Below are 13454 nucleotides of genomic sequence, written 5' to 3' on the forward strand. Positions count from 1 at the left end.
CTTCAGAAGCGATAGGTCAGGCCGATCTGAACAACGGGATAGACCTGATAGGCGTTCAAACGCTCCTGCTGCTTGCGGATCTCGTTCTGGATCTGCTGTTCGGTGAAGCCGTAGAGATCGGCATGCGAGACGACGTGGAGATCCGGCTGGCCTCCATAAAGCGCGCCGACATCCAGGCTGACGCTGAGCCTCTCCTTGACCTTCAGGCTATAGCCGACGCCGAGATAGGGCTGCACAGGATTTTGGGTGATCTTGTAGGTGGTGAGGGGATCGCGGATGATCACCGTGATCGCATCCTTGCCCTTGCCGTATTGGCGTTCGAGATTGGACAGGCTGCCCTTCACATAGGAGCCCGACAACCTGACGCCGGCGGACAGCCGCAGCCCGTCTTCATAGGGATAGTAATCCGCCACGGCGCCGAGGCTGAAGAGGCGCGCCCTGTTGTCGGTGTCGGATTTTTTGGCAGCGTAGGAGAAGGAGAAACTGGCGCCAGACACGTCGAAACGCGCCGCCCAGGCGTCATTCAGCCGCTTTTCGGCGCCGATGCCCACGCCGAGCGTGCTGACCTGCGGCGTCAGCGTCAGTTCGTCTGCGGCGGCGGCGCCCGTCATAGCCGCGGCGATCAGGCCTGAAAGAAATGCGATGCGCACCATGCCCCCTGACGGCGCATTTCCCCGGCGCCGCATCGTGATTACGCTTTGGAGCCTACGCCGAACTTGTTTCCCGCGGGCTAACGATCGGCCGCGGCCGAATTATTTCATCGAAAGGCGCAATTGAATTTGAACCGGCTCACCCGCTCCCTTATGTTCCGGACAGCGGCATTGGACCTGCGTTCGCCTTGACCCGGGCGCAATCGGCAGTTCCAATAGCAGAATTGGCGAGTCTCAGACGGAAATCATGGCAAAGCGCGCATACAATATACCGAATATGTTGACCTATGCACGGATCGTGGCGGTGCCGCTGATCGTCGTGTGTTTTTTCGTGAACGGCGAATTGCAGAGTTCCGATTTTGCGCGCTGGACCGCCTTCTGGCTGTTCGCCGTCGCCTCGATCACGGATTTCCTCGACGGTTATCTCGCGCGCATCTGGAAACAGACGTCCAATATCGGCCGCATGCTCGATCCCATCGCCGACAAGCTGCTGGTGTCTTCGGTGCTGCTGCTGCTCGCCGCCGACCAGACCATCGCCGGCTGGACGCTGTGGGCGGCGATCATAATTCTCTGCCGCGAAATTCTCGTCTCCGGCCTGCGCGAATATCTCGCGGCGTTGAAAGTGTCGGTGCCGGTGACCCGCATCGCCAAATGGAAGACCACCGCGCAGATGGTGGCGCTCGGCTTCCTGCTGGTGGGTCACGCCGGCGACAACATCTTCATCTACACCACGGAGACCGGCATCGGGCTGCTCTGGGTGTCGGCTCTTCTGACCATCTATACCGGCTATGACTATTTCCGCGCCGGCCTCAAGCATGTGGTGGACGAGGAATGAAAGTCGATCTCGTCTACTTCGCCTGGGTCAGGGAACGGATCGGCAAACCAGGCGAGACGCTCGATCTGCCCGAGGGTGTGACGACCGTCGGAGAATTGCTGATTCATCTCAAGGGCCTCGGCGAAGAGTATGAAACGGCGCTCGAACATGACCGCGTGATCCGCGTCGCCGTCGATCAGGAGCATGCCGAGCATGGCGAAAGCATTCTCGGGGCGCGCGAGATCGGCATTTTTCCGCCGATGACGGGCGGCTGACATGGCGTCCTGCCCCATCCATATCAGGGTGCAGGCCGAGGATTTCGATATCGCGGCCGAGATGGCGCGCCTGACCGAAGGCCGCGCCGATATCGGGGCCGTGGTGAGCTTTACCGGTCTCTGCCGCGACGAAGGTGGCCGGCTCGAGGCGCTGGAGCTCGAACATTATCCCGGCATGGCCGAAGCCCAGATTGCCAAAGCCTGCCAGGAGGCCGCAGACCGCTGGCCGCTGCAGGGCCTTTCCGCCATTCACCGTTTCGGCAAGATCGCCCCGGGCGAGCAAATCGTGCTCGTGATCGCCGCCTCGCCGCATCGGCAGGCGGCCTTCGACGGCGCCAATTTCGTGATGGATTTCCTCAAGACGGCCGCCCCTTTCTGGAAGAAGGAACATGGCCGCGACGGCCGGACCGGCGACTGGGTGAGCGCCAAAGACGCCGACGACGCGGCCTTCGCCCGCTGGCGTCGCTGATCTCTCGGGAACAAATCTACGGCGATCTCGATTTTCCGGGGAGGACGAGGAGAGAGATCATGACCAAGAGACAGGGTGGATGCCTGTGCGGCGAAGCGCGTTATGAAGTGACAGGCGACCCCTTGCGGGTGGGCATCTGCCATTGCCTGGATTGCCGCAAGGAGAGCGGCTCGGCCTTCGCCTGTTACGCAATCTATCCGGCCAAGGCTCTGACATATCAGGGCGAGATCAGAACCTATCAGGGTCGCAGCTTCTGCCCGCTTTGCGGCGGACGTCTGTTCACGGTGACGACGGAAGAGGCGGAAATCCGCTTCGGCAGCCTGGACGAGGCGCCGACCGATCTCGCGCCGAGCTACGAATTATGGATCAAGCGCCGGGAACACTGGCTGGATCCCCTGCCCGGCGCAGAACAATTCGATGGCGACCGTCCATCATAACCGGCTTTCCCGACGTAGCGTCACGGCCAGCGCCACCAGCATGCCCATCATGGCGAGATCGCGCCATTCGAAGCTGACATAGGCGCCGAAGAAAGTCTCGGCCAGGCCGAACACGACCGCGCCGAGCGCGCAGCGGCCCGGTGAGGTCTGTTCGCCGATCGCGGCGATCATCACCACTTTCAAGCCGAACATCAGCCCGGAGCCGAAATCCATCGAGCCGTAATAGGCAGTCGCCAAGAGGCCGGCGAGCCCTGCTGCAACCGCTGTCGCCAGACCGGCGAGGACGACGACGTTTCGCGCGTTCACGCCCATGAGTTCGGCCGCGAGCGGGTCGTCGGCGACGGCGCGCCAGGCGCGGCCGGCCGCGCTTCTGGAGAGATAGGCCGCCGATCCAACGAGAAGGATTGCGACCAGAGCAGGCTCGAGGCTCTGGATCAGCGTGATCGACACCGGAAAACCGCCGCCCTGCCAGAGAATGAAACGCTGATTGAGAAAAGGCGACAGCCAGAGGTCGCGGCTGTCGGCGGCGATACGGACCAGCTCCATCAGCACGATCATCAGCGCGAGCGAGGCCGGTATCACCGAGGTCGGCGCGCGCGCCTGCAGCGGCCCCGTGATCTTCCAGCCGATCAGACCTCCCGTCGTCACGCCATAAATAAGCGCGACCACCGCGCCGAAGCCGAGGGCGGCCGGATAGGTCAGCCACAGCGCCGTCCAGCCGAAGCCGGTGAAGAAGATGAAGATCTGACCCGTAAAGGCGAAAAGCGCCCCCATGGTGAAATCCGGCCGCCGCGTCAACGCGAAGCTGATCGAATAGCCGAAGGCCAGCAGCGCGTAGAGCGCCGCTATTGGGGCGGCGTTGATGAACTGTTGCAGAAAGAAGGCGAGGTCCGAGGCGGTGAGCATGGCGAAATATAACTTGTAAAAGCGATTTTACCAGTTATTATTTCGTCATGAGCTTTGAATGGACCCCTCACCGTTTTTCCGGCGGCGCGCTGGCGCTTGATGTCGCCAACAGCGTCATCCTGCGCGCCGATCCCGACGAGCGGGTCGATCGCTTCGCCGCGCCGGAACACCTCGCCGCCTTTCCAGTCGCGGCGGAAATCCTGTGCGCAGAGCGCGACGACTTCGCGCCACTTGCCCCGGTGAGCATGGAAAACCAGAGTCTTTTCCTGGAGTTGCGGGAGAAGGTGGATGCGTTTTATCGGCTCAAGGCGGACGAGCGCCGCGACGACCCCGTGCTGCTCGCCGACCTTCTCGACGCCATCGCCCGCATCCTCCGCACCCATCCAGACGCAACCTCGCCCGAACCGGTCGATCTCGCCACGGCGCGCTCGGCGCTGCGGCTCGTCGCCATGCCGGAGCCAGAGCGGCTGAAGATCTGCCCGAATTGCGGCTGGCTGTTTATCGACCGCAGCAAGAACAAGAGTCGCGCCTGGTGCGACATGGCCGTCTGCGGCAACCGCGCCAAGGCGCGGCTGCACTATCGGCGAAAAAAGGGGAAAGACGGATGAAACGCAGGCTGCTCACAGCGCTTGCCGTACTGATGCTCGCCGGCTGCCAGCGCGAGGCCAACGACTATCTGAGCATCAACGGCAAGATCTTCATCTTCAACGTGCGGCTCTCCAAGGCCTATTACACGCTCAACCTCAACCGGCTCGCCGATGTGCCGGATGGTTCGCTGGTGACGGCAGACTTCGAAAATCCCGCCGGCGGGCCGCCGCTCTCGGTCACCAGGAAGGTGTTCCCCACCATGACCCGCATCGATTTCCAGAGCCCGGATCTCGACTGCATCGTCGCCGACAAGCCCTATGCGATCACCGTCACCCTGCGCGATCCCCAGGGCAAGGAGATGCAGGTCATCAAGACCACGCTCGCCTCGACGCTCGACCAGACCGTGATGCCGGAACAGGCGCTGGTGCGCGGCAACGCCTATGACAAGAACCCATCAGCCTATGACGCCGAGGGCCATGTGAAATTCAGGAAAGCGTGCGGGCTTCAAGGGTAGCTGCGTTGAGAACATCCAAAACGTCCCTGCTCCTCGCCGTCGCGCCGAAAATCCCGCCTTCGGAGCGGATCGTCTCCAGCGCCGCCTCATGGTTGGACGCCACGGTCGCCGCGCAACAATCCTCCAGCAGCAGGCATTCATAGCCGCGTTCGGTGGCGTCGCGGATGGTCGAGTGAACGCAGATGTCGGTGGTGACGCCTGCGACGATCAGACGGCGGACGCCGCGAGCGATGAGAATTCGGTCGAGATCGGTGGCGTAGAAGGCGGAAAAGCCGGGCTTGTCGATGATGGGTTCGCCGGGCGCGGGCGCGAGTTCGGAAACGATGTCCCACCCCGCTTCGCCGCGCACCAGAAGGCGTCCGAGCGGGCCCTGGCTGCCGATTTCCGCGCCGCCATTGGCCGAGCGGAAGCGCTTCTGCGACGGTAGATCGGAAAGATCCGGCCGGTGGCCCTCGCGGGTGTGCACCACCAGCCCGCCCCAGGCCCGCACCGCCGCCAATACGGCTTGGATGTGCGGGATCAACGCGCGAGCCGGCGCGACGTCATAGCCCATGGAACTGACATAACCGCCGACCTCGCAGAAATCCCGCTGCATGTCGATGACGACGAGCGCCGTCGTCTCGGGCGCGATCACGCGGTCATGCGGCCAGGGATAGGGATTGGCTGATATGGTCCGCATGAAGGCACCTCGGCGATGGCGGCGATTTGTTGCGCCGCACAGTTCCACAGCGGGCAACGCCAGACAATCGGGCGCAAAGAAAAACCGCCCGCGAATTGCCTCGCGAGCGGTTCGAAAATTCACATCGGAGAGAGCTCCGCGTGCAGACTTCAGCCGACGATTTCGGTGTCGGAGAACCAGTACTTGATTTCCTGGGCAGCGGTTTCCGGAGCGTCGGAGCCGTGCACCGAATTTTCGCCGATCGACAAAGCGTGGGTCTTGCGGATCGTGCCTTCATCGGCGTTTGCCGGGTTGGTGGCGCCCATGATTTCGCGGTTCTTGAGGATGGCGTTTTCGCCTTCCAGCACCTGCACCACGGTCGGACCAGAGGTCATGCCTTCGACGAGTTCGCCGAAAAAGGGACGCTCCTTGTGCACGGCGTAGAAGCCTTCGGCTTCGCGGCGGCTCATCCAGACGCGCTTGGAGGCGACGACGCGCAGGCCGGCGTCTTCGAGCATCTTGGTGATGGCGCCCGTCAGGTTGCGCTTGGTGGCGTCCGGCTTGATCATCGAGAAGGTGCGTTCAATCGCCATGTCTTGATCCTCTATCGGTTGATTTCCTTGGGTGGGCGGCTCAATAGCCGCCTTCTCCCGCGAAAACAAGGGGTAGAGGCCGAGACAGACCCTCAAAGAGGGAATATCATGGCTTTGTCACATGTTTCAGGAAGCACTTACGCCGCCGCGGCGACCGCCCGTCCGGCTCCATCATGGAGATCGAGGCAGCGCTGGAACCAGTCCGCCACCGGATCGTCGTTTTGCAACAGGCTGACGGGGGAGACGACGCGGGCCCATTGCAGCGCGCCGAAGACGATATAGTCGGCGAACAAGGGTGTTTCCCCGCCGAGCCACGCCTGATGCTTGAGCGCGTGCCGCATGGGGTCGAGCTTGGCGGGAAAGGCTGCGATCTCCCGCTCGCGCTCGGCGACCACGGCTTCGAGCGATTTGCCGAGCCGGCTCTCGCGGCTGGCGCGGAAATAGGCCTGATCCTCAGGAGCCAGGCAATCGTGGATCTCGGTCAGCATGATCCGCGTCAGCGCCGGATGGATCACGAACTGGCTGTAGCCTTCGATCGTCCGGCTGAGCGCCCTGCCCGCCGCGCCGCCGAACAGCGAGGGCCGATCCGGATAGGCTTCGTCGAGATAGACGGCGATGTCGAAACTGTCGCGCACCAGCCTTTCGCCATCCTTCAGCAGCGGCACGGTCGGCGAGAAGCCATTTTCCAGCTTTGGAATGGCTGTGAACGGCGTCGGCGCCTCTTCAAAGGCCAAGCCCTTGTGATGCAAGGCCATCACCGCTTTCCAGGCGTGAGGGGAAAATCTGATGTCGCGGCTTTCGCCGCAGAGCGTGTAGAGCTTCATTCTAATCCTCGCTAAATCCTCGCGGTTCTTTCACGGCAGCATGAAACAGGATCTGCGCATCCGTCCAATTCAAACATTTCATATCAGAGGCTGCTGGAGACTGATCAATCGTCGGGTTAGCGTTTGGCGCAAAGGAGAGACGCGATGATAGAAACATTCCGCATGTTCGCAGCCTATAACCGCTGGGCCAACACTTTGCTTTACGACACCGCCGCCACGTTGAGCGAAGAGGAGCGCCGCGCCGCGACGGGCGCCTTTTTCGGCTCGCTGCACGCGACGCTTAATCACATTCTCGCCGCCGACCGCATCTGGCAGAACCGCTTCACCGGCAAAGGCGAGGCGCCGTCCCGCCTCGACGCCATCCTGTACGATGATTTCGCAGCACTGCGGCAGGCGCGCAGCGCGGAGGACGAGCGCATCATCAGCTTGATAGACAGCCTATCCGAGACCGATATCGCGGGACGGTTCACCTATACGCCGGTGAGTTCGACGGAAACGGTGACGCAGAGATTGAGCGGCGCCCTGTCCCACATGTTCAACCACCAGACCCATCATCGCGGTCAATGCCATATGATGTTGACCAGCATGGGCAAACCGAGTCTGGCGCTCGATCTGGTCTATTTCATTCGCAGCGACGGCAAAGAGTGGATGTGACGGAGAGCGCGAAGGCCATATTCCCCTCACCGGTTTTTTCCGCTAAAGCGCGGGCATGATCGCGATTTCAGGACTGACGGCCCGCATTGCCGGGCGACTTCTTCTCGACGACGCCAGCGTCACCCTGCCCGCCGGCGTCAAAGCCGGTCTGGTGGGGCGCAACGGCGCGGGCAAATCCACGCTGTTCAAGATCATCACCGGTGAGATGGCGCCAGAATCAGGCGACGTCTCGATTCCCCGGGGCGCGCGCATCGGCCAAGTGGCGCAGGAAGCGCCGGGCACCGACGATCCGCTGATCGACATCGTGCTCGCCGCCGACAAGGAGCGCGCCAGCCTGCTCGCGGAGGCCGAGACCGCCACCGATCCGCATCGCATCGCCGAGATCCAGGTGAGGCTCGCCGATATCGACGCCTATTCGGCCGAAGCCCGCGCCGCCTCCATCCTCGCCGGCCTCGGCTTCGACGAAGAGGCGCAGCACCGGCCGGCCAAGAGTTTTTCGGGCGGCTGGCGGATGCGCGTCGCGCTCGCGGCCGTGCTGTTCTCCGAGCCTGACCTGCTGCTGCTCGACGAGCCGACCAACTATCTCGATCTCGAAGGCGCGCTGTGGCTGGAGGATTATATCCGCCGCTATCCGCACACCGTCATCATCATCAGCCACGACCGCGATCTCCTGAATTCGGCCGTCAATTCCATCGTCCATCTCGACAAGCAGAAGCTGACTTTCTATCGCGGCCCCTACGACCAGTTCGAGCGGCAGAAGGCGGAAGCCGAGGAGCTTCAGACCAAGGCCAAGGCCAAGAACGAGGCGCAGCGCAAGCATCTGCAGAGCTTCATCGATCGCTTCAAGGCCAAGGCCACCAAGGCCAAGCAGGCGCAGAGCCGCATCAAGGCGCTGGAGCGGCTGGGAACGGTGGCGGCGGTCACGCATGAGCATGTGCAGGGCTTCTCCTTCCCCGACCCCAAGCGCGAGGCGGCCTCGCCGATTATCGCGGTGGAAGGCGGGCTGGCGGGATATACGCCGGGCAACGCCATTCTCAGGAATATCAACGTCCGGATCGACACGGATGACCGCATCGCGCTGCTCGGCTCGAACGGCAACGGCAAATCGACCTTCGCCAAGTTCATCTCCGGACGGCTCGCCCCGCTGGGCGGCAGGGTGACCTCGGCGCCCAATCTCAAGGTCGGCTTCTTCGCCCAGCATCAGTTGGACGACCTGATCCCGGACCAGAGCGCCGTCGATCACATTCGCCGGCTGATGCCGACGGAGCCGGAAGCCAGGGTGCGCTCCCGCGTGGCGCAGATGGGGCTCGCCACCGCCAAGATGGATACGGCGGCGAAAGATCTTTCGGGCGGCGAAAAGGCGCGTCTTCTGATGGGGATCGCCGCCTTCGAGGCGCCAAACCTGCTCATTCTCGACGAGCCGACCAACCATCTGGATATCGACAGCCGCCGCGCGCTGATCGAGGCGTTGAACGATTATTCGGGCGCCGTCATCCTGATCTCGCATGACCGATATCTCATCGAGGCCACCGTCGACCGTCTCTGGATCGTGCGCGACGGCACGGTGAAGCCGTTCGAAGGCGACATGGACGAGTATCGCGACATCGTCGTCGGCTCGAACAAAAAGCCGCGCAAGGAGAAGGAAGAAGCGCCGGCGCCGCAGGTCGCCGTCTCCGTCCAGCCCAAACGCGGCAATCCGGCGGTGTTGCGCAAGAAGGTCGATGAATTGCAGGCGATGATCGGCAAGATCGAACGGCTGATCCAAGGCATCGACACCGAACTCGCCGATCCCCAGCTTTACGCCAAGAACCCGACGCGGGCCGGCGAACTCACCAAGGCGCGCGCAAACGCCGCCAAGAAGCTCGCCGACACCGAGGAGGAATGGCTGCTCGTCTCGACCGAACTGGAAGAGCTCGGCGCCTAAGGGCGCCGTTTCTCGTCAAATCGAATGCGGCGTGTCTTCGGCACGGCTCGCCAGAGGCGACGGCGCCACTTCGCGGCGGGCCTTGTCGAAAATCTCCATCAGCCGGGCTTCCTGGCTGCGGTCGAGATTGGTGCGGATGATTCGGCCGCCATGCGCGCTCATCGCCTCGATCACGCGATCGGACGAGGCGCGTTCGGCGAGCAGGAACAGGGCTGCCTGACCCGGCTGCAACACGCCCGCGACATCCTTCATGAATTTGTCGTTGATGCCGTAATCGGTGAGCGCGCCGGCGAGAGCGCCCGACGCCGCGCCTGCGGCAACGCCCATCAACGGATTGAAGAAAAGCAAACCGGCCAGCAGGCCCCAGAAGGCGCCGCCCGAGGCGCCGAGCGCCCAGAGATTGACCATCTGGTGGAGCTTGATCTCGCCATCGGGCTCGGCGGTGGCGACCACGGCGTCATTGACGGTGACGAGATAATCGCGGGAGAGATTGAAGAGACCCTTGCGGGCTTCTTCGGCCTGGGCTTGGCTGTCATAGCCGAAGACGATGAGTTCGGACATCTGCGTTCCTTTCGGTTCAGCGCCCCCCTCTCTGATATAGGAGGCAGCCGCGCCGATTAAACCGCAGTCCCATGAATTTCCGGCGACATCGACAATCAGCCGAGCTCGAAGGTCGTGACGCCGAAGATGCGTCGGAGCGGCAGTTCGGGATAATGGCCGCGATACATGCGCGCGGTCTCGAACACCGGATGCATGCCGTAGCGCAGCGCCAGCGCCCTCGCCTCGGGATTGGGCATGGGAATGTCGAGATAGACATGGCCGCCGCCGACGCCCGCCACCAGCGCACGGAACAGTCGGTCGGCGATATCGGGCGTATCGGCGAACAGCGGGCCGATCTTATAGCCGGAGCCGCAGGCGCGGATGGCGCCGAGGCCGGTCACCGCGCCGCCGTCGCGGAAGGCGAGTGCGAAACGGCCATGCCGGGCGTCGGCTTGCGGGTCGAGCCAGGCGGCGAGAAACCGGTCGCGGGCGGCGGGATTGCAGCCGGCGTCATAGGCGAGAAGCGCCTCGATCGGCGCGCTCGCCGCCGGGACGATGCGCGGATCCATCGGATCCTCGCAAGCGAGTTGGGCGCCGTAGCGGGCATTGGCATGGGCATAGGCGAAGCCGGATTTGCGGTAGTTTTCCTGTTGCGCCACCACGCCGTCGAGCCCGACGGTCTTTGCCCGGCTCATCGCCAGAACCTGGCTCCACAGCCTGAAGCCGAGACCCTGACCGCGGAATTGGGGCGCGACGATATAGAAACCGAGAAAACCGTAATCCTGATGGTGATGCACCAGCGAAACGCCGGCGGCGATCTCGCCATCCACCTCATCCACCCAGTACCCCTCGGGATCGGCGCGCCAGAAGGCGTCGGCGTCGCCCAGCCCGGGATTCCAGCCTTCTTTCGCCGCCCAGGACACCAGCGCCTCGAGATCGGTTTTCGCAGCCCTTCTGATCATGCTTGCCACTCCCTCTCCGGCAGTGCATCACAAAAAGCGCGGATTTACCAGTTGCTTCCTTGGCTCGGCGCTTGCCCGGCGGCGGCATTCTGGTAAGAGCGGATAATAATCATACTTTTCCAGGAAACACTCAGTTCGGGAACAGACAGATGGCCCCCATCAAGCTCGCAATCGTCGGCGTCGGTAAAATCGTGCGCGACCAGCATCTTCCGGCGATCGCCGGCAACGGAGACTTCGCCCTCGTCGCCACCGCCAGCCGTCATGGGACGGTGGACGGCGTGCCGTCCTTCAAATCGATCGAGGAGATGCTCGCGGCCATGCCGGAGATCGAGGCGGTGTCGCTGTGCATGCCGCCGCAATTCCGCTACGAGGCGGCGCTGACCGCGTTGAACGCCGGCAAGCATGTCTTCCTCGAAAAGCCGCCGGGCGCGACGATTTCCGAAGTGGAAGACCTCAAGCGGATCGCCGAGGCCAAAGGCGTGTCGCTGTTCGCCAGCTGGCATTCACGCTATGCGCCGGCGGTGGAGGCCGCCAAGGACTTCCTCGCGGCGTCGCCGATGAAGTCGCTGTTCATCAACTGGAAGGAAGACGTGCGTCACTGGCATCCCGGTCAGGCCTGGATCTGGGAGCCGGGTGGCCTCGGCGTCTTCGACCCCGGCATCAACGCGCTGTCGATCCTGACCCATATCCTGCCGAAACCGGTCTTCATCACCGAAGCCGAGCTGGAATTCCCGGAAAACCGCGCCGCGCCCATCGCCGCGAGCATGCGCTTTTCCAACGCCGACAAGCCTGACGTCTCGGCCGAATTCGACTGGCGCCAGACCGGCCCGCAGAGCTGGGACATCGAAGCCGAAACGGAAGCCGGCAAGATGCGTCTGGCGGACGGCGGCGGCAAGCTGTTCATCGACGGCGTGCTCTCCTTCGAAGGCCCGATCATGGAATATCCCAATCTTTACGGGCGCTTCGCCGAAATCGTCAAAGCCGGCGTCAGCGACTGCGACATCGCGCCGCTGACCCATGTCGCCGACGCCTTCATGCTCGGCCGCCGCAAGATCGTGGACGCCTTTCACGATTGACGCCAGCCGCCCCGGATCGGCTCGATACGGGGCGTCTTAACCGAATGGCAAGGCTTGGGCGTCATGATCGCGCCGGACGAATATTTCCGGAGTGATGTTTTGAGCCCTTTGCTGACAGGCATGTTGCGCCGTTTCAGAAGCGCCGCCGCACGGACGGCGTCGCTTTTCGGCGCCGACCGCAGCGGCAATTTCGCGCTCACTTTCGCCCTCGTCTCCGTCCCCACCCTGATCGGCGTCGGCGCGTCCATCGACTATGTCCACGCCTACAACATCCGCGACCGCATGCAGGATGATCTCGATGCAGCGCTGATCGCCGCCGTGCGCGAAGTCGACACGCTGACCGAAGCAAATATCAAGGAGCGCGTAAAGGTCTGGTTCAACGCGCAGGGCAAGTCCGCCGGGATCGGCTACACGATCGACACCGATACGATCGCCATCAGCAAGTCGAACCGGACCATCCAGGCGACGGTTCAAGGCGTTGTGCCGACGACGATGATGAAGATCGCTGGCATCGACAACGTCAATGTTAAGGTCGCCGCGGCGGTCGCAGGTCCGGCGACTTCCTACCTCGAAGTATATATCGCGCTGGACAAATCCGCCTCGATGCTGCTGGCCGCGACAAGCGCCGGGCAGACGACGATGATGAACATAAAGAACACGTCTGGCTCAGCGAGCAATTGTGTTTTCGCCTGCCACGAGGTGGAGGGAGGCCCGTGGAAGGTGGGGTCGTCCAGCTATTCGACCTTATACTCTGCAGCCAAGGCCGCAAGCGTCTCCCTCAGGGCGGACGTCGCCGTCACAGCCGCCCAGGAAGTCGTCGATCTCATCAAGGCTGCGGATCCGACGGGATCGCGCATCAAGGTGGGGCTCTATACGCTCGGTGAGACAGCTACCCAAGAACTCGCCCCTACTTATTCGGCGAGCGATGCGATAACCGCACTCAAGACAGATAAAGACCTCACCAGCGCTACTTCCATTGCCTATTCATATTTCGACAAGTCTCTCGCAGCATTGTCTAAATATGTCGGAAGCGCTGGCGACGGCAGTTCCAAGGACTCTCCGTTGAAGCTGGTTCTGATCTTGACCGACGGCGTCCAATCGCAACGTAGCTGGGTCACAACGAACAACGGCACCGCAACGCAAAACGGCACATGGATTTGCGTCAAATCCAAAAACGACAAATGCGTGAAATATAACACCGCCTATTTCCCCGACCAACCGAAGGTTTCTCCGCTCAATCCGAATTGGTGCAAATCGATGAAGACCAATTCCGCAACTGTCGGGGTCCTGTACACAGAATATCTCGCCATCGACACGGACTGGGGCTATAACGGCACCGTCGGGGAAACCATGGCGACCAGCGGTTTCAAATCCATCTGGGGCGGAACGATAAAGACCGGCGTTGCCACGTCAACGACGCGGCGGGATTACATCCCTTATGCCCTCTCCGACTGCGCCAGCTCGTCAGACCTCTTCCTCGCTGCAAACGATCCCGACGAGATCGAGGCAGGGTTGGCGACGATCTTCCAGCAATATCTCGGTTCCGTCCGGCTGACGCGGTGAGGGCGGG

At 62.6% G+C, this 13454-nt stretch carries 17 protein-coding genes; 10 read left to right on the top strand and 7 right to left on the bottom strand.

Annotation, left to right across the window (positions count from 1 at the left end; genetic code table 11):
• Positions 1 to 2: 2 nt before the first annotated feature.
• Entirely contained in the window at positions 3 to 650 is a 648-nt protein-coding gene (locus tag E8Q41_RS02675; RefSeq protein WP_137153968.1) for a hypothetical protein, read from the bottom strand.
• 247 nt (positions 651 to 897) lie between these two features.
• On the opposite strand from E8Q41_RS02675, the gene pgsA reads away from it, so the two are divergent.
• From pgsA to E8Q41_RS02695, 4 genes are read left to right on the top strand one after another with little or no spacing between them, the layout of a single operon-like run.
• Entirely contained in the window at positions 898 to 1485 is a 588-nt protein-coding gene (gene pgsA / locus E8Q41_RS02680) for a CDP-diacylglycerol--glycerol-3-phosphate 3-phosphatidyltransferase (protein ID WP_137153969.1), read from the top strand.
• Positions 1482 to 1739, top strand: coding sequence for a molybdopterin converting factor subunit 1 (gene moaD, locus E8Q41_RS02685; protein ID WP_137153970.1), 258 nt, complete (start codon positions 1482 to 1484; stop codon positions 1737 to 1739). Before pgsA ends, moaD begins: the two co-directional genes overlap by 4 nt.
• Position 1740: 1 nt before the next feature.
• Positions 1741 to 2208, top strand: coding sequence for a molybdenum cofactor biosynthesis protein MoaE (locus E8Q41_RS02690; protein WP_137153971.1), 468 nt, complete (start codon positions 1741 to 1743; stop codon positions 2206 to 2208).
• 59 nt (positions 2209 to 2267) lie between these two features.
• The gene (locus E8Q41_RS02695) at positions 2268 to 2645 is read left to right on the top strand and encodes a GFA family protein (protein ID WP_137153972.1); all 378 of its coding nucleotides are present in this window, start codon (positions 2268 to 2270) and stop codon (positions 2643 to 2645) included.
• Here E8Q41_RS02695 and E8Q41_RS02700 read toward each other — a convergent pair.
• Positions 2640 to 3551, bottom strand: coding sequence for a branched-chain amino acid ABC transporter permease (locus tag E8Q41_RS02700; protein ID WP_137153973.1), 912 nt, complete (start codon positions 3549 to 3551; stop codon positions 2640 to 2642). The genes E8Q41_RS02695 and E8Q41_RS02700 overlap by 6 nt on opposite strands.
• Positions 3552 to 3598: 47 nt before the next feature.
• Here E8Q41_RS02700 and E8Q41_RS02705 point away from each other — a divergent pair, with 47 nt between their 5' ends.
• Both E8Q41_RS02705 and E8Q41_RS02710 read left to right on the top strand, forming a co-directional pair.
• On the top strand, positions 3599 to 4159 hold the full coding sequence (locus E8Q41_RS02705; RefSeq protein ID WP_137153974.1) for a CGNR zinc finger domain-containing protein: 561 nt from the start codon (positions 3599 to 3601) through the stop codon (positions 4157 to 4159).
• Positions 4156 to 4653, top strand: a complete 498-nt coding sequence (locus tag E8Q41_RS02710; RefSeq protein ID WP_137153975.1) for a lipoprotein — start codon at positions 4156 to 4158, stop codon at positions 4651 to 4653. The genes E8Q41_RS02705 and E8Q41_RS02710 overlap by 4 nt, the downstream gene beginning before the upstream one ends.
• On the opposite strand, the gene E8Q41_RS02715 is transcribed toward E8Q41_RS02710, so the two are convergent.
• The 3 genes from E8Q41_RS02715 to E8Q41_RS02725 form a co-directional block, all read right to left on the bottom strand.
• Positions 4625 to 5332 (bottom strand): isochorismatase family cysteine hydrolase, encoded by a 708-nt coding sequence (locus tag E8Q41_RS02715; protein WP_137153976.1) that lies wholly within the window; start codon positions 5330 to 5332, stop codon positions 4625 to 4627. The genes E8Q41_RS02710 and E8Q41_RS02715 overlap by 29 nt on opposite strands.
• Positions 5333 to 5481: 149 nt before the next feature.
• Positions 5482 to 5904, bottom strand: a complete 423-nt coding sequence (gene ndk / locus E8Q41_RS02720; RefSeq protein WP_137153977.1) for a nucleoside-diphosphate kinase — start codon at positions 5902 to 5904, stop codon at positions 5482 to 5484.
• Positions 5905 to 6041: 137 nt separating this feature from the next.
• Entirely contained in the window at positions 6042 to 6734 is a 693-nt protein-coding gene (locus E8Q41_RS02725) for a glutathione S-transferase family protein (protein WP_137153978.1), read from the bottom strand.
• A gap of 138 nt (positions 6735 to 6872) precedes the next feature.
• Here E8Q41_RS02725 and E8Q41_RS02730 point away from each other — a divergent pair, with 138 nt between their 5' ends.
• Both E8Q41_RS02730 and E8Q41_RS02735 read left to right on the top strand, forming a co-directional pair.
• Positions 6873 to 7382 carry a DinB family protein gene (locus E8Q41_RS02730; RefSeq protein WP_137153979.1) on the top strand — a complete coding sequence of 170 codons (510 nt, stop codon included), beginning with the start codon at positions 6873 to 6875 and terminating at the stop codon, positions 7380 to 7382.
• Positions 7383 to 7437: 55 nt separating this feature from the next.
• A complete protein-coding gene (locus E8Q41_RS02735) occupies positions 7438 to 9306 on the top strand; it encodes an ABC-F family ATP-binding cassette domain-containing protein (protein WP_137153980.1) in 1869 nt (622 codons plus the stop codon).
• Positions 9307 to 9321: 15 nt separating this feature from the next.
• Here E8Q41_RS02735 and E8Q41_RS02740 read toward each other — a convergent pair whose 3' ends face one another.
• Both E8Q41_RS02740 and E8Q41_RS02745 read right to left on the bottom strand, forming a co-directional pair.
• Complete coding sequence (locus E8Q41_RS02740) at positions 9322 to 9867, bottom strand: DUF1269 domain-containing protein (RefSeq protein WP_137153981.1); 546 nt, start codon at positions 9865 to 9867, stop codon at positions 9322 to 9324.
• A gap of 95 nt (positions 9868 to 9962) precedes the next feature.
• Complete coding sequence (locus E8Q41_RS02745; RefSeq protein ID WP_137153982.1) at positions 9963 to 10808, bottom strand: GNAT family N-acetyltransferase; 846 nt, start codon at positions 10806 to 10808, stop codon at positions 9963 to 9965.
• Positions 10809 to 10957: 149 nt separating this feature from the next.
• Here E8Q41_RS02745 and E8Q41_RS02750 point away from each other — a divergent pair, with 149 nt between their 5' ends.
• Entirely contained in the window at positions 10958 to 11884 is a 927-nt protein-coding gene (locus E8Q41_RS02750) for a Gfo/Idh/MocA family oxidoreductase (RefSeq protein WP_137153983.1), read from the top strand.
• Positions 11885 to 12004: 120 nt separating this feature from the next.
• Entirely contained in the window at positions 12005 to 13447 is a 1443-nt protein-coding gene (locus E8Q41_RS02755; protein WP_137154152.1) for a TadE/TadG family type IV pilus assembly protein, read from the top strand.
• Positions 13448 to 13454: the final 7 nt, after the last annotated feature.

The organism is Rhizobium sp. FKL33 (assembly GCF_005222915.1).
Taxonomy (GTDB): Bacteria; Pseudomonadota; Alphaproteobacteria; order Rhizobiales; family Rhizobiaceae; genus Rhizobium_E.

Coding starts and splice junctions, on each gene's coding strand:
- pgsA (WP_137153969.1), top strand. CDS start 898: ATGGCAAAGCGCGCATACAATATACCGAATATGTTGACCTATGCACGG.
- moaD (WP_137153970.1), top strand. CDS start 1,482: ATGAAAGTCGATCTCGTCTACTTCGCCTGGGTCAGGGAACGGATCGGC.
- E8Q41_RS02690 (WP_137153971.1), top strand. CDS start 1,741: ATGGCGTCCTGCCCCATCCATATCAGGGTGCAGGCCGAGGATTTCGAT.
- E8Q41_RS02695 (WP_137153972.1), top strand. CDS start 2,268: ATGACCAAGAGACAGGGTGGATGCCTGTGCGGCGAAGCGCGTTATGAA.
- E8Q41_RS02700 (WP_137153973.1), bottom strand. CDS start 3,551: ATGCTCACCGCCTCGGACCTCGCCTTCTTTCTGCAACAGTTCATCAAC.
- E8Q41_RS02705 (WP_137153974.1), top strand. CDS start 3,599: ATGAGCTTTGAATGGACCCCTCACCGTTTTTCCGGCGGCGCGCTGGCG.
- E8Q41_RS02710 (WP_137153975.1), top strand. CDS start 4,156: ATGAAACGCAGGCTGCTCACAGCGCTTGCCGTACTGATGCTCGCCGGC.
- E8Q41_RS02715 (WP_137153976.1), bottom strand. CDS start 5,332: ATGCGGACCATATCAGCCAATCCCTATCCCTGGCCGCATGACCGCGTG.
- ndk (WP_137153977.1), bottom strand. CDS start 5,904: ATGGCGATTGAACGCACCTTCTCGATGATCAAGCCGGACGCCACCAAG.
- E8Q41_RS02730 (WP_137153979.1), top strand. CDS start 6,873: ATGATAGAAACATTCCGCATGTTCGCAGCCTATAACCGCTGGGCCAAC.
- E8Q41_RS02735 (WP_137153980.1), top strand. CDS start 7,438: ATGATCGCGATTTCAGGACTGACGGCCCGCATTGCCGGGCGACTTCTT.
- E8Q41_RS02740 (WP_137153981.1), bottom strand. CDS start 9,867: ATGTCCGAACTCATCGTCTTCGGCTATGACAGCCAAGCCCAGGCCGAA.
- E8Q41_RS02745 (WP_137153982.1), bottom strand. CDS start 10,808: ATGATCAGAAGGGCTGCGAAAACCGATCTCGAGGCGCTGGTGTCCTGG.
- E8Q41_RS02750 (WP_137153983.1), top strand. CDS start 10,958: ATGGCCCCCATCAAGCTCGCAATCGTCGGCGTCGGTAAAATCGTGCGC.
- E8Q41_RS02755 (WP_137154152.1), top strand. CDS start 12,005: ATGTTGCGCCGTTTCAGAAGCGCCGCCGCACGGACGGCGTCGCTTTTC.